The sequence below is a fragment of the Methylobacter tundripaludum SV96 genome, from assembly GCF_000190755.2.
In the GTDB taxonomy this organism is placed as follows: Bacteria; Pseudomonadota; Gammaproteobacteria; order Methylococcales; family Methylomonadaceae; genus Methylobacter_A; species Methylobacter_A tundripaludum.
The window spans coordinates 30,344-44,259 of the sequence record NZ_JH109152.1 but is presented as its reverse complement, the minus strand read 5'-3'; the positions used below and the strand labels follow the sequence as shown (position 1 = coordinate 44,259).

Sequence of the window (13,916 nt, the reverse complement as noted above, 5' to 3'; positions counted from 1 at the left end):
TGGCTTTGTTCAGATGCGGGCGCTATCGGGTGAGTTGGTAATCTATCCTCTGATCTTTCTTGAACTTACCCGTAAAGGTTCATCTAAAATGTTTTTAAATGCTGCTAAGTTTAGTATATTGTAGAATATTTAGTATCCAAGCACAAAGAAAAGGGGTGTTCGTGGCGTGGTTTCTTTTATTTTCTGCGGGATTTGCAGAAATAGTATTTGCTTTAAGTCTTAAATACAATCAAGGCTTTACCAAGCTGTGGCCCAGCATCATAACGATGCTGTCCGGCGGCGTAAGTTTTTATTTGTTGATTCTGGCAATTAAAACCCTGCCGCTGGGAACCGCGTATGCCGTTTGGACCGGCATGGGCGCAGTCGGTGTAGCCGTGTTAGGCATCATTTTATTTAAAGAATCCGCCGACTGGTATCGCTTGCTGTCAATTACGCTGGTAATTGCTGGAATTATCGGTCTTAAATTAACCGACAGCGCTTAACGTGCTGCACCTTATTTTTCAATCACCGATTGAAACTGCCCTTTTAGAGCGTATTGATTCAGGCGATGTTGTGGTGTTTCTTGAAAATGCAGCTCTACGGGTATTACAAAATAGCAGCATAAGCGATACGTTAACGCGCCAGCTAGGCAGCAATCGCCTTTGCGTGTTGTCGGATGACATCGCAATACGCGGAATTGCCTCCGATGAACTAGTTAAAGGGATCGAGGTGATAGATTATGCCGGACTGGTGGAATTGACGGTTAATAACCCGATCATTCAAACATGGACTTGATGGATTTAGATCTGGAAATAACCGACCAGGGTTTTCTGATAAATCCCGCAGATTGGAATGAAGATGTCGCACAGCGGTTGGCCGTATTAAACAATATCGAGCTAAGCGATGACCACTGGGAAATCATTTTATTCATTCGGCGTTACTATCAGCAATTTAAACATTTGCCCAATGCGCGGGTTTTCACTAAAGCGATTGCCAAGGAATTGGGCGAAGCTAAGGGCAACAGTCGTTATCTGCATAAATTGTTTCCCGAAGGCCCTTTAAAATACGTCTGCAAATTAGCCGGCTTGCCTAAACCGCCCACCTGTTTATAGCAATTACCCATACGCATCAGCTTAAGCGGATTGATTAATTCACCACGAACGACGGCACGGACGCATGGAGCGGTCGCCGAAACACGAAGAAAAACCCAGATAAAAACTTCGTGCTCTTCGTGTCTTCGTGGTGATATGTTCTTAAGTTGACACCTATGGGTACTGTACGCGCCCTACCCTTGTTTAAATTGATGAATCAAACGCCGTTCTTTTTTGTTCGGTTTATGATCCTTGCCGCTAAAATCAAATAATTCCCGCTGCTCACGGTTTTGGATGATTTGCTTTTCGCGCTTGGCGAGGCTTTCAGCGCTTTCCTCATAGAGTAAAACCGCTTCTTTAGCCGAGCGCCGTTGACCGTTAATGGCAACAATCGTGACCTCCCACCGATAATTATCCTTGCTGATGGAAAGCATGGCGCCGACTTTGACTTCTTTTCCGGGTTTGGTGCGCTGCTCGCTAACATGGACTTTCCCGCCGGAAATAGCCTCGGCGGCCAATTTGCGCGTTTTAAAAAAACGCGCAGTCCATAACCATTTATCCAGACGGATAGCTTCCAGCTCAGACACTAGACGACTTCATTACCGCTTTCTGTCCATGCCTTAAATCCGCCGGCCATGCTGACGGCATTATTGAATCCCATCTTGTTTAATACCTCTGCTGCCAATGCGGAGCGGCCACCGGATTGGCAATAAACGATGATATGGGCGTCTTGTTTATCCTGAAAGTCGGGATGCGAGCCTATCTTGAATTCCAATACGCCGCGAGGTATGTTAAATGCTCCCGGCAAATGACCGGCGGTATATTCAGCAGCTTCTCTGACATCAAGAATGAGGCTTGTTTCCAGGGAGTTTTTTGCGGCATCAATATCAATTTCAACAATATGTTGTTTGGCTTGAGCGACAAGATCCATTGCAGTAAGTGTCATAATCATCTTTAGGAAAAGTAAATGAATGTTAGCAATAACGGGGAGCCGATTTTTATAGGATTCCGGACAGCCATTATTGCAGTTAATGGTTGGTTTTACAGCCCTGCCTATTTTAGATAAAAACGATCGTTTTTGTCTTTATTTTAAGCCGGACACACGGCAGGATCAGCAATGAATATAAAGAGATGCGGGGAAAGGAGAGTAGTCGGGGAAGTCACTAAAGCGGCCACCCCGTAATGGAAAATGTTAGTTGATATGTTTTTTTAATTCTCTAGGCAAAGAAAACACTACTTTTTCTTCTATGCCTTGAATTTCAACAGCCGATTGCCCGCCCCATTGTTTTAACTGATCAATCACTTCCTGAACCAGGACTTCCGGCGCGGAGGCTCCTGCGGTAACGCCGACCACGGCAACGCCCTCAAACCAGTTCTGCTGCATATCTTTCGCGGTATCAATCAGATAAGCCTGTTTACCGAGCTGATCGGCAATTTCGCGCAAACGGTTGGAGTTGGAGCTGTTCGGTGAGCCGACAACGAGAATAATATCAGCCGTTTTAGCCAACTCATAAACCGCATCCTGACGGTTTTGTGTGGCATAGCAGATGTCGTCTTTTTTCTGTTCCTGTATACCTTTAAAGCGCGCTCTCAAGGCATCGACCATAATCTTGGTGTCGGTCATCGATAAAGTGGTCTGCGTGACATAAGCCAGATCATCAGGGTTTTTTACCGCCAGATTTTTAACGTCTTCCGGGGTTTCTACCAGATAGATGCCGCCATTGTCCGTGCCTCTTTCATATTGCCCCATGGTGCCTTCAACTTCCGGGTGCCCTGCGTGACCGATCAGGATAACTTCACGATCCTCTTTGGCATGTTTGGCAACCTGCAAATGAACTTTGGTGACCAGCGGGCAAGTTGCGTCGAAAACCGTTAAATTGCGCTCTTTAGCTTCCTGCTGTACTTGTTTTGAAACGCCATGAGCGCTGAAGATCAGGTAAGAGCCGACCGGCACGTCGGTTAAATCTTCAATAAAAATAGCGCCTTTTTCTTTAAGTCCATCGACAACCGTACGGTTATGGACAACTTCGTGACGAACATAAATGGGCGCGCCGAAAGCCTGAATGGCCTGATCAACGATTTCGATAGCCCGGTCTACACCGGCACAAAATCCACGGGGGTTAGCGAGTACAATTTGCATATCTTGACTTCTTTACTAGGTTAATTTGGAGTTATTTTAACTCAACATTGTTTCTGATACGATAATTCCATCGGCATCAGCATATAAAAAATGATTTTGTTTGAAATTGACACCGGCGAAGGTGACCACTAAGTCGCGGTCGCCATGGTCTTTCTTATGGCTTTTTAAGGGATGCGTGTGCAGAGCGCGTATGCCGATCGGGAGTTGATTGAGGGTTGCAGAATCGCGGATGCAACCATGAATCACAATCCCCTGCCAGCCGTTGGCGATAGCCAGCCTTGCCAGATCAGCTCCCAACAGAGCGCAACGGTGAGAGCCGCCGCCATCGACAACCAACACCCTGTTTTCAACCTTCTCCTCCAGCACCGTTCTGATCAAGACGTTATCCTCAAAAACTTTTACCGTCGTAATTTGTCCGCAAAAGCTTTGGTGACCGCCATAAGGCTTGAGCAGCGGTTCGGCAATCTGGAAGTGGTCTTCTTCTGAATGGGCATCGCAAAGATCGGCGGTAGTAAAAGTCATGATTCAAGTCTCAAAAGGATAAAAGGCGGCGAAGGGCGAAAGGCTAAGAACGAAAGGCTTTTTTCACCTTTTGTCTTTCGTCCTTCGCCTATCTCAAGTATACCGCGCCAACAAGCCATTATCGCCGCATATTTCCGGCAGCGGTATTTTCACTTCATAGCCGCCGCCCGACGCTTCTTCCATTTCTTGTCCGTACATGCCTTCCATGCGCTCGACGATAATATCCTGATTGCCTTCCGGCAATATCAATTCGAGCTTATCGCCGACCGAAAACTTGTTTTTGACATCAACGGTTGCCAAGCCGGTTTGCTGGTCATAACTCCTGATCTCGCCGCAAAATTGCTGCTGATGGCTTTTGGAATAACCGGTTATATAGTTTTGCTGTTCATGGGTATGGTGGCGCTGATAAAAACCGTCGGTGTACCCTCGGTTCGCGAGATTTTCCAAAACGCCGATCAGTTCAGGCTGAAATGCCCGACCCGCCAATACATCGTCAATCGCCTGACGATAGGTTTGCGCAGTACGCGCCACATAATAATGCGACTTAGTGCGGCCCTCGATTTTAAGGCTGTCCACGCCGATTTCGACTAAGCGCTGCACATGCTCTATGGCTCTTAAGTCTTTTGAATTCATGATGTAGGTGCCGTTTTCGTCTTCCATCACCGGCAGCAATTCGCCTTTGCGGCCCTCTTCTTCCAGAAAATACACCTTGTCCGCCAAGGGATGTCTTTCCGCGCCGCCGCAGCTGGCGTTACTGATGTCGGACATCGACAATGCACCGCCATCCAGCACGTAATCGCCCTCGGCATTCTCATGCGCGGGCAGCGTGTCGTATTTCCAGCGGCAGGAATTGGTACACGTACCCTGATTAGGATCGCGATGGTTGAAGTAGCCGGACAACAAACAGCGGCCGGAATAAGCGATGCATAACGCGCCATGGACAAACACTTCAAGTTCCGTATCGGGGCAACGCTGGCGGATCTCTTCAATTTCATCCAGCGACAGTTCGCGGGACAAAATGACCCGCTCAACGCCCATGCTTTTCCAGAAATTGACCGATGCATAGTTGACGGTATTGGCCTGCACCGACAGATGTATCGGCATGTCCGGCCAGGCTTCCCGCGTCATCATAATCAAACCCGGATCGGCCATAATCAAGGCATCAGGCTTCATGGCAATAACCGGGGTAATATCCTTAATGAAAGTTTTAACCTTGGCGTTATGCGGAATCACATTAGTTGCCAGGAAAAACTTTTTTCCCAGCTGATGAGCCTCAGCTATACCTTTGGCCAGATTATCCTCAAGAAAATCATTGTTACGCACCCTAAGGCTGTAACGCGGCAGTCCCGCATAAACGGCATCTGCGCCGAATGCAAAAGCATAGCGCATGTTTTTAAGGGTTCCGGCAGGAGAAAGTAATTCGACTTGTTTCACGCAGGGCTGTCCTGCCCTGCGCCCTTCGGGTAAATGTAAATCTGTTCCGGACATATTTGTCATGTTGAAGTATGTAAATGATCTATGTAGGGGTATTCTATCGTAACCCGCTTATGCAAGCCAAAAATGGGAGGAGCAAATGTGGATAGTCTTGTTTATAGTCGCAGTGCTCTTTGTTTTGGGCGGCGCGTTAATTCTGTTGCGGTCGGCCAAGATGCCGAGAATTCCCGATAATGTAAAAGCGCAGCCTTATGAAGAAGACGATGATTAAGTAAAACCGGCTCAAAGCAACACCACGAAGACACGAAGAGCACGAAGTTTTTACTCTGGTCTTTTCTTCGTGAACTTCGTGTCTTCGTGGTGATTAATTAATCTGTACGCGTCCTCAAGGTAAAAGTGACCGGCCCGTTATTGACCAGCGAAACCTGCATATCGGCTCCAAACTGACCGAATTCAACATTGGCGTAAGTTTGCTTTGCCAACTGTTGCAGATAGTCGAACAGCTCCTTGCCTTTTTCCGGCGGCGCGGCAGAAATAAAACTGGGCCGGTTGCCTTTTTGGGTATCCGCCGCCAGCGTAAATTGCGGAATCAACAACAAGCCGCCATTAATATCCCTCAAACTCAGATTCATACGGTCATCGCTATCGGCAAAAATCCGATAATTGAGGATGCGCTCCAACAGACGCTGGGCATCTTTTTCGCTGTCCGCCTTTTCCACCGCAACCAGCGCCATAATGCCGGTGTCGATTTTGCCGATGTCCTGATTGTTGACGGTGACTTTAGCGGTGGTTACGCGTTGGATAATGGTGATCATAGTGGTTGCTGAATAAAATTTGCCGACTCGACCAACTCCAAGCCTTCCGTGGGATGATTGTAGACATAAACCCATGCCGTAACGAAGCGTCCGCTCTTTAGCGACACAGATTGCTTCTGCCGAATATATTCGTTGGGTTCAGGGAACTCCGGACCGAATTCTTCATATTGATCGAGTAGAGGAAGCGCAACATCGGTACGATGGAGTAGATAGACTTCGCCCTGTACCACATCATTAGGGTTATTTGAAGAAACGGCACCTGGATAGTAGTCGACTTTAAAAAGCCTGCCTTGATAGGTAGCATCATCCACAAATTCAGCTTGCTTGGCCAAAAGATGGGACATCTCGCTGTTCGTATCACGCCGTAGCGTTCCATAAACAAAAATATAGTCGGGATTCATGATGCGTCTGTCTTCGCTAGTTCCCAAACTCAAGCTTGGGAATTCGGTCTGGAAGCTCCCGCTTCCCGTTTCGCGAAGCGGGAGCTTCGCCTTTGAGGTTCCCAATCTGGAGATTGGGAACCAGCGCGTCGACTTAAGCTTAAGCCGATGCTTATGCGGAGATATTTAGTGCCCAACCTCGACTTTAGAACCCTTAGCCTGACCGATTTCAGTCAAAGTTTGATTAAACCAGCCTGTATCCAGGTCAAAAGGCTTGCCGCCCTTGATGCGTGGGAACTCAATCGCACGCAGCACAAAATTTTGATCGTCATCGTGACCGATAACACCAGACTCACGACGAAACGCACACTCGACAGCAAGATCGGCGCAAGACTTGATCAGGCGAATATCTTCAACATTGGCCGCAGAAGCGCGGGCAAAGTAACCTGATTTTTGCACCAACGTTTTTTCCGCGCCGATCATTTCTGCAAACTGGTCGCCGAACCACTTACCGGGATTAACGGCATCCAGTTTGACGTGTCCGAACGCATCGCGCGGCACTTCCTGGCCCTTGGCTTGCATTTCAGCAACGATAGACTCAACGCCCGCGCCTTCCGAAACGAAAATATTTACGCAATCGACTTTGTCCATTACGGCACGAAGACGCTTCGCTTCGGCAGCAAGATCGACAGTCATTTCAGGGATAAAAACGCCATGCACTTCATAAGTGGCGCGATCCAAGCCCAGCTCAGGCAACCATTCGGCGCGATCCAGCAGCTTGCGGTATTCCACAGCGGTCGCAGCAGTCAGCCAGCCGCAGCTGCGGCCCATCACTTCATGGACGATCAGCATGCGCGGGTTGGAATTGTTTTCGGCAACCACGTTCCAGAAGTACCGCGCGCCTTGCTCGGCAGCGGTCCAGGCGCCCAGCGATTGTTTGATTGGGAACACGTCATTATCGACGGTTTTGGGCAGACCGATAACAGAAAGGCCGTAATTGTTTTTCGCCAGGAACGCGGCAAGATCGGCCGCAGCGGTGTTGGTATCGTCACCGCCGATGGTGTGCAGAATATCCACGCCGTCTTTAATCAGTTGGTCGGCGGCCACTTTTTGCGGATCCTGACCTTCTTGAACCAATCCACGCTTAATGCAGTCTTTAACGTTGGTCAGCTTGACGCGGCTGTTGCCGATTACCGAACCGCCGAAACGATGTAAAAGACCTGCTTTTTCGCGGATGGCTGGTGTGACGGTATAAAAATCGCCCAGCAACAGACCTTTATAACCGCTACGGTAGCAGATGATTTCGATGGTAGGATCGATTTCTGTGTAACGCTCGATAAGGCTGCCGATGGCTGAGTTTAGGCAAGGGGCCAAGCCGCCCGCCGTGAGAATCGCGACTTTTTTAGGTTTGTTCATGGGAAAACTCAAAGGGTGAAGTTAAAAAAGCAAAATTTTATCATATAAGGGCGGCTGTTTTTTAGTCTTTCGCGCCGTTCTTACGCTCTTCGGCGTGAAAACGGTGTAACTCAAAAAACACGACTACCGAAATACAAAGCTTGTCTTGCAATCCAAGCGGCAACGGCGAAGATACGTAGCAAACCATTTTTTTAGTCTTTCGCCTTGAGCCTTTTGCCTGCTTAACTCAACCTTCCTGATGATAGCCGACAATGCGCTCGACCTCGTTTTTCGACCCCAAAATAACCGGAACTCGCTGATGCAGGCCCTTGGGTTTAATGTCGAGTATGCGCTCGCGCCCGGTAGAACAGGCACCGCCCGCTTGCTCGATAATAAAGGCCATCGGATTGGCCTCGTACATAATGCGAAGCTTTCCGGCTCTTGACGGATCGCGCAAATCAAACGGATAGAGAAAAACCCCGCCGCGCGTGAGTATCCGGTAAACCTCTGCAACCATGGACGCGACCCAGCGCATATTGAAATCTTTTTTGCGCAAACCTTCCGTACCTTGCAGACATTCCTCGATATAACGCTGCACGGGAGGCTCCCAGAAACGCTGATTTGACATATTGATGGCAAATTCATTGGTATCATTGGGAATCGTCATGTTGGGATGAGTCAGGATAAATTCACCTATAGCCTGATCCAGCGTGAAGCCGTTAACACCCTGCCCTGTTGTCAAAACCATCATCGTTGACGGGCCGTAAAGCACAAAACCCGCGCAAACCTGCTCGGAGCCCTTACGCAAAAAATCCTCCAGAGCCGGTTCCACACCTTCGCAGCAACGCAGAATGGAAAATATAGTGCCTACCGCCAGGTTGACATCAATGTTTGAAGAACCGTCCAACGGATCGAACAACGCCAGATATTTGCCTTTGGGATACTGCGAAGGAATACTGATGATGTCGTCGATTTCTTCCGATGCCATACCGGCCAAATGCCCGGTCCAGTTCAGCGCATCCACCATAATGTCATTGGTGATGATGTCCAGTTTCTTCTGCACCTCGCCCTGTACATTCTGGGAGTCGGCACTGCCCAGTACACCAATCAAATTACCTCGATTAACCAAATTTGAAATTTTCTTGCATGCTGTAACGACATCGTTCAGCAATGAAGTAAACGCTCCCGATACGCCCGGCAACTCGCGCTGCTGTTCAATAATAAACTGGGTCAAAGTAACATGTTTGGTCATTCTTTATCGCTCCGATGGTGTGTTGTCTTTTTTAAAAAAATACGTTCAATAATTACCGACAGCTTCTGTGTACGCGAGGCTTCGCACCAATAGCGCCTTGCCGGACAAGAAGGCTGTCTGCGCATAGCTTACAAGTCAATGCCATATTGTAAATCATAAAGAGCGGTATTGATGCCGCTAATATGGATGTTATTGCCTTCGCACCCTTACACGAAACAAGATCGCCTGCCGCTCCAGCCGCAGCATAACGATCCGCTAAGTCAAAAAGTAAATAACGTATAATCGACAAAACAGCTTTATCGTTTCCCCATTAACAAAAGAACCCATGTTGCAAATATCCAATCAGGTCAGCATACCGGACAATGAAATTGAAGTTCATGCGATTCGTGCGCAGGGAGCCGGCGGGCAGAATGTCAATAAAGTGTCATCCGCCGTTCATTTGCGATTTGACATTAACGCGTCCTCGTTACCCGAGTTTTATAAAGAAAAGCTGTTGGCTTTAAATGACCAGCGCATTTCAAAAGAGGGAGTGATTATCATCAAGGCGCAGCAATATCGCACCCAGGAAAAGAATAAGGAAGATGCCTTGAGTCGGCTACAGGCATTAATTCAAAGCGTGGCTGTCACACACACAAAACGCAAAGCAACAAAGCCGACCAAAGGATCGAAGATAAGGCGTTTGGATAGCAAAACCAAACAAGGCAGGCTAAAAGCATTACGAGGGAATATTAATTTCAATTAATCTCATCACACATCAATACATTGGGAAAAATAACCATGTTGGTTTTGCAAATAGTTACCAAACAATGGGATAAAAGCCAAAGAACAGCCGCTCATGTTTTGGAACGCGCTAATATCCCGAATAGATACCCCATTATTTTTCCACCAGCTTTTTATGAATTCAATAAGCAATGCGTAATAGACCGGCATGGCGATAATGTACAAGGCGGGCGCTTAAAATATGCGCAACTGGCAGACGGAAAAATCAAATTCGATCGATTTCAGCTGAGTTTAGAGGATAAAGTTATTGCCTATTTGGGCGCGACTCAGCCGGATAAAGCGTCCAACGTAATCGGGTCACTGAATAATCAATGGGTACAATGCAGATACGCAGACAGGTACAGTATTTTCGAAGGCGGTTTTTATTATTGGCTGTATGAAGAAGTGACTTTAAACGCTATTTGCATCAATGAATTTAACGACAACGTTTTTATGGATACCGAACCTGCGCTTGTTTTTGAAGATTTTCAATGACTCGGGGATTGTGCCGACTAGCCAAATAAAAGCCCTACCGAGATCGGCAGCTATTTAAATAACAAGCCATTTGATTTCAAAACCGCTCGCCCTGAGCGTGTTGAAGGATTAGCGAGGCGCCGATCTCGATTACATCCAGCACCGCCGTTCTGATTAAGCTAGGTGCAGTTTGCGGGCTCATTGTATAATTTGGCGCAATGTTTTTTACCGACCTCCTAAACCTAAAGGATTGATTGAAATATGCTTCCAGAAAAACGCTTAACTCGTCGTCGTGGAATTTATTTATTACCTAATTTATTTACCACGGGAGCCCTGTTTTCCGGTTTCTATGCGATTACTTCGGCGATGGGCGGACGTTACGAAACCGCTGTTGTAGCCATTTTTGTAGCGATGATTCTGGACGGTCTGGATGGCCGGGTGGCGAGATTGACCAATACGCAAAGCGAATTCGGCGCTCAATACGACAGCCTTTCGGACATGGTTTCATTCGGCGCGGCCCCCGCTTTGGTCATGTATTTATGGGCGTTTTCGAGCCTCGGTAAATTAGGCCTGTTTGCCGCATTTGTCCATGCGGCGGGCGGCGCATTAAGACTCGCGCGCTTTAACACCCAGCTGGCGACGGCCGATAAGAATTATTTCCAGGGACTTCCCAGTCCTGCCGCCGCCGCGATTCTTGCCGGATTTATCTGGATTTGCCTGGAGTATAAATACGACATCGAGCTGTTCAAATATTTTGCACTCGCGTTAACAGTCAGCACCGGCTTGCTGATGGTGAGTAATTTCCGCTATTGGAGTTTCAAAAAAATCGATTTAAAAGGCAAAGTGCCTTTTATTGTTGCGATTGCCGCGATGCTGGCTATCGCTTTTGTGATGGCGCAGCCGCAGACGATGTTGTTCCTGTTGTTTTTAGGTTATGCAATTTCAGGCCCGGTTATTACTCTGGTCATGCGCAGACGCAGGTTGCAGGGGCGTAAAGCGTAAAATCTGCTTGAGGCCGCACAGCCATTGGCGTATAGTCACGACCATGTTTATTCAAATCAACCCTGCATTTCAAAACCTTCTTTCCGGCGCAATGTTTGCCGAAACAGACGTGTGCGCGTGGCTATGCCTGCCTTTAAGATTCCTGCCCTGATGGGCATACATCTTTTTTCCATTTAATTATTTATACCCCCTATTTCCATGTATCAACGTAACAGTTGATAGCTCTCCATGAATGGAGTTTTTATGAAAGACAAGTTAATAATATTCGATACGACCTTGCGCGATGGCGAGCAAAGCCCCGGCGCATCCATGACCCGTGAAGAAAAAGTCAGAATCGCCAAGGCCTTGGAACGCTTAAAGGTCGATGTGATCGAGGCCGGCTTTCCTGCGGCCAGTCCCGGTGATTTTGAAGCCGTGCAGGCGGTCGCCAAGGTGATAAAAGACAGTGTAGTTTGCGGGTTGGCAAGAGCCCTGGACAAGGACATTGACCGTGCAGGCGAGGCGCTTAAAGGCGCTAACCAATCGCGGATTCACACATTTATCGCCACCTCGCCGATCCATATGCAAATGAAATTGCAGATGCAGCCGGAGCAGGTGATCGAGTATGCGGTTAGGGCGGTCAAACGCGCACGGCAATATACCGATAATGTCGAATTTTCGCCGGAAGATGCGGGACGCTCGGAAGAAGACTTTTTGTGCCGGATTCTTGAAGCGGTTATCGATGCCGGAGCCACGACGCTGAACATACCGGATACCGTGGGTTACAGCGTTCCCGATCAATTCGGCGCAACCATTGCCAACCTAATCCGCCGCATTCCCAATTCGGACAAGGCGATTTTTTCCGTGCATTGCCACAATGACTTGGGACTTGCGGTTGCCAATTCGTTGTCGGCGGTTATGAACGGCGCACGTCAAGTCGAATGTACCATTAATGGCTTGGGTGAACGCGCCGGTAACGCGTCGCTGGAAGAAGTGGTCATGGCGGTGCGCACCCGTAAGGATGTATTTACCTGTCAAACCGGCATCGATACCCGCGAAATTTTGACTTGTTCAAAGTTGGTATCGTCAATCACCGGTTTTCCCGTGCAGCCTAATAAAGCCATCGTCGGTGCCAATGCTTTTGCACATGAAGCGGGGATTCATCAGGATGGTGTATTAAAAAACAGAGAGACTTACGAAATCATGCGCGCTGAAGATGTCGGCTGGACGGCTAACCGTATGGTGCTGGGCAAACACTCAGGCCGAAATGCGTTTAAAAGCCGTATCACCGAATTGGGCTTTGAGTTCGGTTCGGAATCAGAGTTGAACGAGGCTTTTGCCCGGTTTAAGCAGTTGGCCGATAAAAAGCACGAAATCTTTGATGAAGATTTGCAAACACTGATTTCGGAAGCCGGGTTTGAAGCGGAAGACGAGCATATCAAACTGATCGCCCTGAAAGTGTGTTCGGAAACCGGCGAAATACCCAACGCAACCGTTACGCTACGGGTGGACAATAAAGAAGTTACCGGCACTGCAAGCGGCGGCGGTGCCGTGGATGCCAGTTTAAAAGCCATTGAAAAACTGGTACAAACCGATGCCACTCTGGAGCTTTATTCGGTTAACAGCATCACCAACGGCACCGATGCCCAGGGTGAAGTCACTATCCGCCTTGAAAAAGCAGGCCGGATCGTTAATGGCTTAGGCGCTGACACCGATATTGTTATTGCTTCGGCCAAGGCCTATATCAATGCCGTGAATAAGCTGCATAGTCCCGATCAACGTCGGCATCCTCAGAAAGGGGATGTTTGATTGAGGTTCGCAAGATGAAAAGCGAAAGGCGAAGGGCGAAAGATTTATCGTTCCCACATTCTTGCGTGGAAATGCATCCGTCAATCCCTGTCCTGAGCCATGTCGAAGGGCTCCAGCGTTGCCAAACGCGACGCCAGAGCATCGCTAATTGTGTTCCCACGCCGGAGCGTGGGAACAATAAGTAAATCGAGTCGGTCTTGGATAACGCAACACGCCTGCAATACCTCGAAGCTATGGGCATTGATGTTTGGCTGCCCAGGGCTGTTGCCGACAATCAGCAAACGTCGACACCCGTTGCTATAGCTGAAAATGCCCGGCCAGAATCAACCGACAGCTGGGAAGCGTTACAAGCTGAAGTCGCCCCCTGCACTCAATGCGATTTGTGTAAAACACGCACCCAAACCGTTTTCGGTTCAGGCAATAAAAACGCCGACTGGATGATTATCGGTGAAGGACCGGGACAACACGAAGACCAGCAGGGCCTGCCTTTTGTCGGCAACGCGGGTCTGCTGTTAACCGAAATGCTAAGAGCCATAGGCCTTGACCGGGAAGAGGTCTTTATAACCAATATTGTAAAATGCCGCCCTCCCGCTAACCGCGACCCCAAGCCCATCGAAATCGAAACCTGCAAACCTTACCTGATGCGACAAATAGCATTGCTCAAACCAAAAATCATCGTGGTTTTAGGGCGTATTGCCGCGCAGGCATTGCTCGACACCGATGAACCGATCAGCAAGCTGAGAGGAAAAATACACGCTTTAAATGACACTCCGGTTGTTGTAGTCTATCACCCGGCGTACTTGTTAAGATCAATGCTGGACAAGCGCAAAGCCTGGGCGGATTTAAAACTCGCACTGCAAACAGTTAAAAACATTATAGGTTGAT

Annotated in this window: 18 protein-coding genes; 9 read left to right on the top strand and 9 right to left on the bottom strand. The window is 48.3% G+C overall.

Going from position 1 to position 13,916, the window contains the following annotated elements; all coding sequences use genetic code 11:
• The first annotated feature begins 161 nt into the window (after positions 1-161).
• Genes METTU_RS00230 through METTU_RS00220 form a run of 3 tightly spaced genes read left to right on the top strand, consistent with a single transcriptional unit; the run spans position 162 to position 1,091 of the window.
• Positions 162-482, top strand: coding sequence for a DMT family transporter (locus METTU_RS00230; RefSeq protein WP_027149402.1), 321 nt, complete (start codon positions 162-164; stop codon positions 480-482).
• A gap of 1 nt (position 483) precedes the next feature.
• Entirely contained in the window at positions 484-774 is a 291-nt protein-coding gene (tusB, locus tag METTU_RS00225; protein WP_006889273.1) for a sulfurtransferase complex subunit TusB, read from the top strand.
• On the top strand, positions 765-1,091 hold the full coding sequence (locus METTU_RS00220; protein WP_006889272.1) for a TusE/DsrC/DsvC family sulfur relay protein: 327 nt from the start codon (positions 765-767) through the stop codon (positions 1,089-1,091). The genes tusB and METTU_RS00220 overlap by 10 nt, the downstream gene beginning before the upstream one ends.
• A 173-nt stretch (positions 1,092-1,264) precedes the next feature.
• Here the strand turns inward: METTU_RS00220 and METTU_RS00215 are convergent, their stop codons facing one another.
• From METTU_RS00215 to trhP, 5 genes are all read right to left on the bottom strand, one after another.
• The gene (locus METTU_RS00215; RefSeq protein ID WP_006889271.1) at positions 1,265-1,657 is read right to left on the bottom strand and encodes an RNA-binding S4 domain-containing protein; all 393 of its coding nucleotides are present in this window, start codon (positions 1,655-1,657) and stop codon (positions 1,265-1,267) included.
• The gene (locus METTU_RS00210) at positions 1,657-2,016 is read right to left on the bottom strand and encodes a rhodanese-like domain-containing protein (protein WP_040579782.1); all 360 of its coding nucleotides are present in this window, start codon (positions 2,014-2,016) and stop codon (positions 1,657-1,659) included. Before METTU_RS00210 ends, METTU_RS00215 begins: the two co-directional genes overlap by 1 nt.
• A gap of 246 nt (positions 2,017-2,262) precedes the next feature.
• Complete coding sequence (gene ispH / locus METTU_RS00205; protein ID WP_006889269.1) at positions 2,263-3,210, bottom strand: 4-hydroxy-3-methylbut-2-enyl diphosphate reductase; 948 nt, start codon at positions 3,208-3,210, stop codon at positions 2,263-2,265.
• Positions 3,211-3,246: 36 nt separating this feature from the next.
• Positions 3,247-3,732 (bottom strand): ribonuclease E activity regulator RraA, encoded by a 486-nt coding sequence (rraA, locus tag METTU_RS00200; protein ID WP_006889268.1) that lies wholly within the window; start codon positions 3,730-3,732, stop codon positions 3,247-3,249.
• Between the two features lie 93 nt (positions 3,733-3,825).
• A complete protein-coding gene (gene trhP, locus METTU_RS00195; protein WP_040579781.1) occupies positions 3,826-5,166 on the bottom strand; it encodes a prephenate-dependent tRNA uridine(34) hydroxylase TrhP in 1,341 nt (446 codons plus the stop codon).
• A 139-nt stretch (positions 5,167-5,305) separates the two neighbouring features.
• Here trhP and METTU_RS24775 point away from each other — a divergent pair, with 139 nt between their 5' ends.
• On the top strand, positions 5,306-5,437 hold the full coding sequence (locus tag METTU_RS24775; protein ID WP_006889266.1) for a hypothetical protein: 132 nt from the start codon (positions 5,306-5,308) through the stop codon (positions 5,435-5,437).
• Between the two features lie 97 nt (positions 5,438-5,534).
• Here the strand turns inward: METTU_RS24775 and dtd are convergent, their stop codons facing one another.
• The 4 genes from dtd to METTU_RS00175 form a co-directional block, all read right to left on the bottom strand.
• Positions 5,535-5,981: a D-aminoacyl-tRNA deacylase gene (dtd, locus tag METTU_RS00190; protein ID WP_006889265.1), complete on the bottom strand. Its 447-nt coding sequence runs from the start codon at positions 5,979-5,981 to the stop codon at positions 5,535-5,537.
• On the bottom strand, positions 5,978-6,382 hold the full coding sequence (locus METTU_RS00185; protein ID WP_006889264.1) for a gamma-glutamylcyclotransferase family protein: 405 nt from the start codon (positions 6,380-6,382) through the stop codon (positions 5,978-5,980). Before METTU_RS00185 ends, dtd begins: the two co-directional genes overlap by 4 nt.
• A gap of 165 nt (positions 6,383-6,547) precedes the next feature.
• The gene (locus METTU_RS00180) at positions 6,548-7,777 is read right to left on the bottom strand and encodes a pyrophosphate--fructose-6-phosphate 1-phosphotransferase (RefSeq protein WP_006889263.1); all 1,230 of its coding nucleotides are present in this window, start codon (positions 7,775-7,777) and stop codon (positions 6,548-6,550) included.
• A 226-nt stretch (positions 7,778-8,003) separates the two neighbouring features.
• Positions 8,004-9,008 carry a class 1 fructose-bisphosphatase gene (locus METTU_RS00175; protein ID WP_006889262.1) on the bottom strand — a complete coding sequence of 335 codons (1,005 nt, stop codon included), beginning with the start codon at positions 9,006-9,008 and terminating at the stop codon, positions 8,004-8,006.
• A 325-nt stretch (positions 9,009-9,333) separates the two neighbouring features.
• Between METTU_RS00175 and arfB the strand changes: the two genes are divergently transcribed.
• The 5 genes from arfB to METTU_RS00150 all read left to right on the top strand — a co-directional run bounded on the left by arfB (position 9,334) and on the right by METTU_RS00150 (position 13,915).
• Positions 9,334-9,750, top strand: a complete 417-nt coding sequence (arfB, locus tag METTU_RS00170) for an alternative ribosome rescue aminoacyl-tRNA hydrolase ArfB (RefSeq protein ID WP_006889261.1) — start codon at positions 9,334-9,336, stop codon at positions 9,748-9,750.
• A gap of 35 nt (positions 9,751-9,785) precedes the next feature.
• A complete protein-coding gene (locus METTU_RS00165) occupies positions 9,786-10,262 on the top strand; it encodes a hypothetical protein (RefSeq protein WP_006889260.1) in 477 nt (158 codons plus the stop codon).
• 240 nt (positions 10,263-10,502) lie between these two features.
• Positions 10,503-11,243 carry a CDP-diacylglycerol--serine O-phosphatidyltransferase gene (gene pssA, locus METTU_RS00160; RefSeq protein ID WP_006889259.1) on the top strand — a complete coding sequence of 247 codons (741 nt, stop codon included), beginning with the start codon at positions 10,503-10,505 and terminating at the stop codon, positions 11,241-11,243.
• A 243-nt stretch (positions 11,244-11,486) separates the two neighbouring features.
• Positions 11,487-13,031, top strand: a complete 1,545-nt coding sequence (locus METTU_RS00155; RefSeq protein ID WP_006889258.1) for a 2-isopropylmalate synthase — start codon at positions 11,487-11,489, stop codon at positions 13,029-13,031.
• A gap of 197 nt (positions 13,032-13,228) precedes the next feature.
• Positions 13,229-13,915, top strand: coding sequence for a uracil-DNA glycosylase (locus METTU_RS00150; protein ID WP_006889257.1), 687 nt, complete (start codon positions 13,229-13,231; stop codon positions 13,913-13,915).
• Position 13,916: the final 1 nt, after the last annotated feature.

Bases quoted from the DNA above. Each gene is read 5' to 3' on its own strand.
- METTU_RS00155 (WP_006889258.1), top strand. From the start codon at position 11,487: ATGAAAGACAAGTTAATAATATTCGATACGACCTTGCGCGATGGCGAG.
- rraA (WP_006889268.1), bottom strand. From the start codon at position 3,732: ATGACTTTTACTACCGCCGATCTTTGCGATGCCCATTCAGAAGAAGAC.
- METTU_RS00210 (WP_040579782.1), bottom strand. From the start codon at position 2,016: ATGACACTTACTGCAATGGATCTTGTCGCTCAAGCCAAACAACATATT.
- METTU_RS00165 (WP_006889260.1), top strand. From the start codon at position 9,786: ATGTTGGTTTTGCAAATAGTTACCAAACAATGGGATAAAAGCCAAAGA.
- METTU_RS24775 (WP_006889266.1), top strand. From the start codon at position 5,306: ATGTGGATAGTCTTGTTTATAGTCGCAGTGCTCTTTGTTTTGGGCGGC.
- METTU_RS00185 (WP_006889264.1), bottom strand. From the start codon at position 6,382: ATGAATCCCGACTATATTTTTGTTTATGGAACGCTACGGCGTGATACG.
- ispH (WP_006889269.1), bottom strand. From the start codon at position 3,210: ATGCAAATTGTACTCGCTAACCCCCGTGGATTTTGTGCCGGTGTAGAC.
- pssA (WP_006889259.1), top strand. From the start codon at position 10,503: ATGCTTCCAGAAAAACGCTTAACTCGTCGTCGTGGAATTTATTTATTA.
- METTU_RS00220 (WP_006889272.1), top strand. From the start codon at position 765: ATGGACTTGATGGATTTAGATCTGGAAATAACCGACCAGGGTTTTCTG.
- arfB (WP_006889261.1), top strand. From the start codon at position 9,334: ATGTTGCAAATATCCAATCAGGTCAGCATACCGGACAATGAAATTGAA.
- METTU_RS00175 (WP_006889262.1), bottom strand. From the start codon at position 9,008: ATGACCAAACATGTTACTTTGACCCAGTTTATTATTGAACAGCAGCGC.
- METTU_RS00180 (WP_006889263.1), bottom strand. From the start codon at position 7,777: ATGAACAAACCTAAAAAAGTCGCGATTCTCACGGCGGGCGGCTTGGCC.
- dtd (WP_006889265.1), bottom strand. From the start codon at position 5,981: ATGATCACCATTATCCAACGCGTAACCACCGCTAAAGTCACCGTCAAC.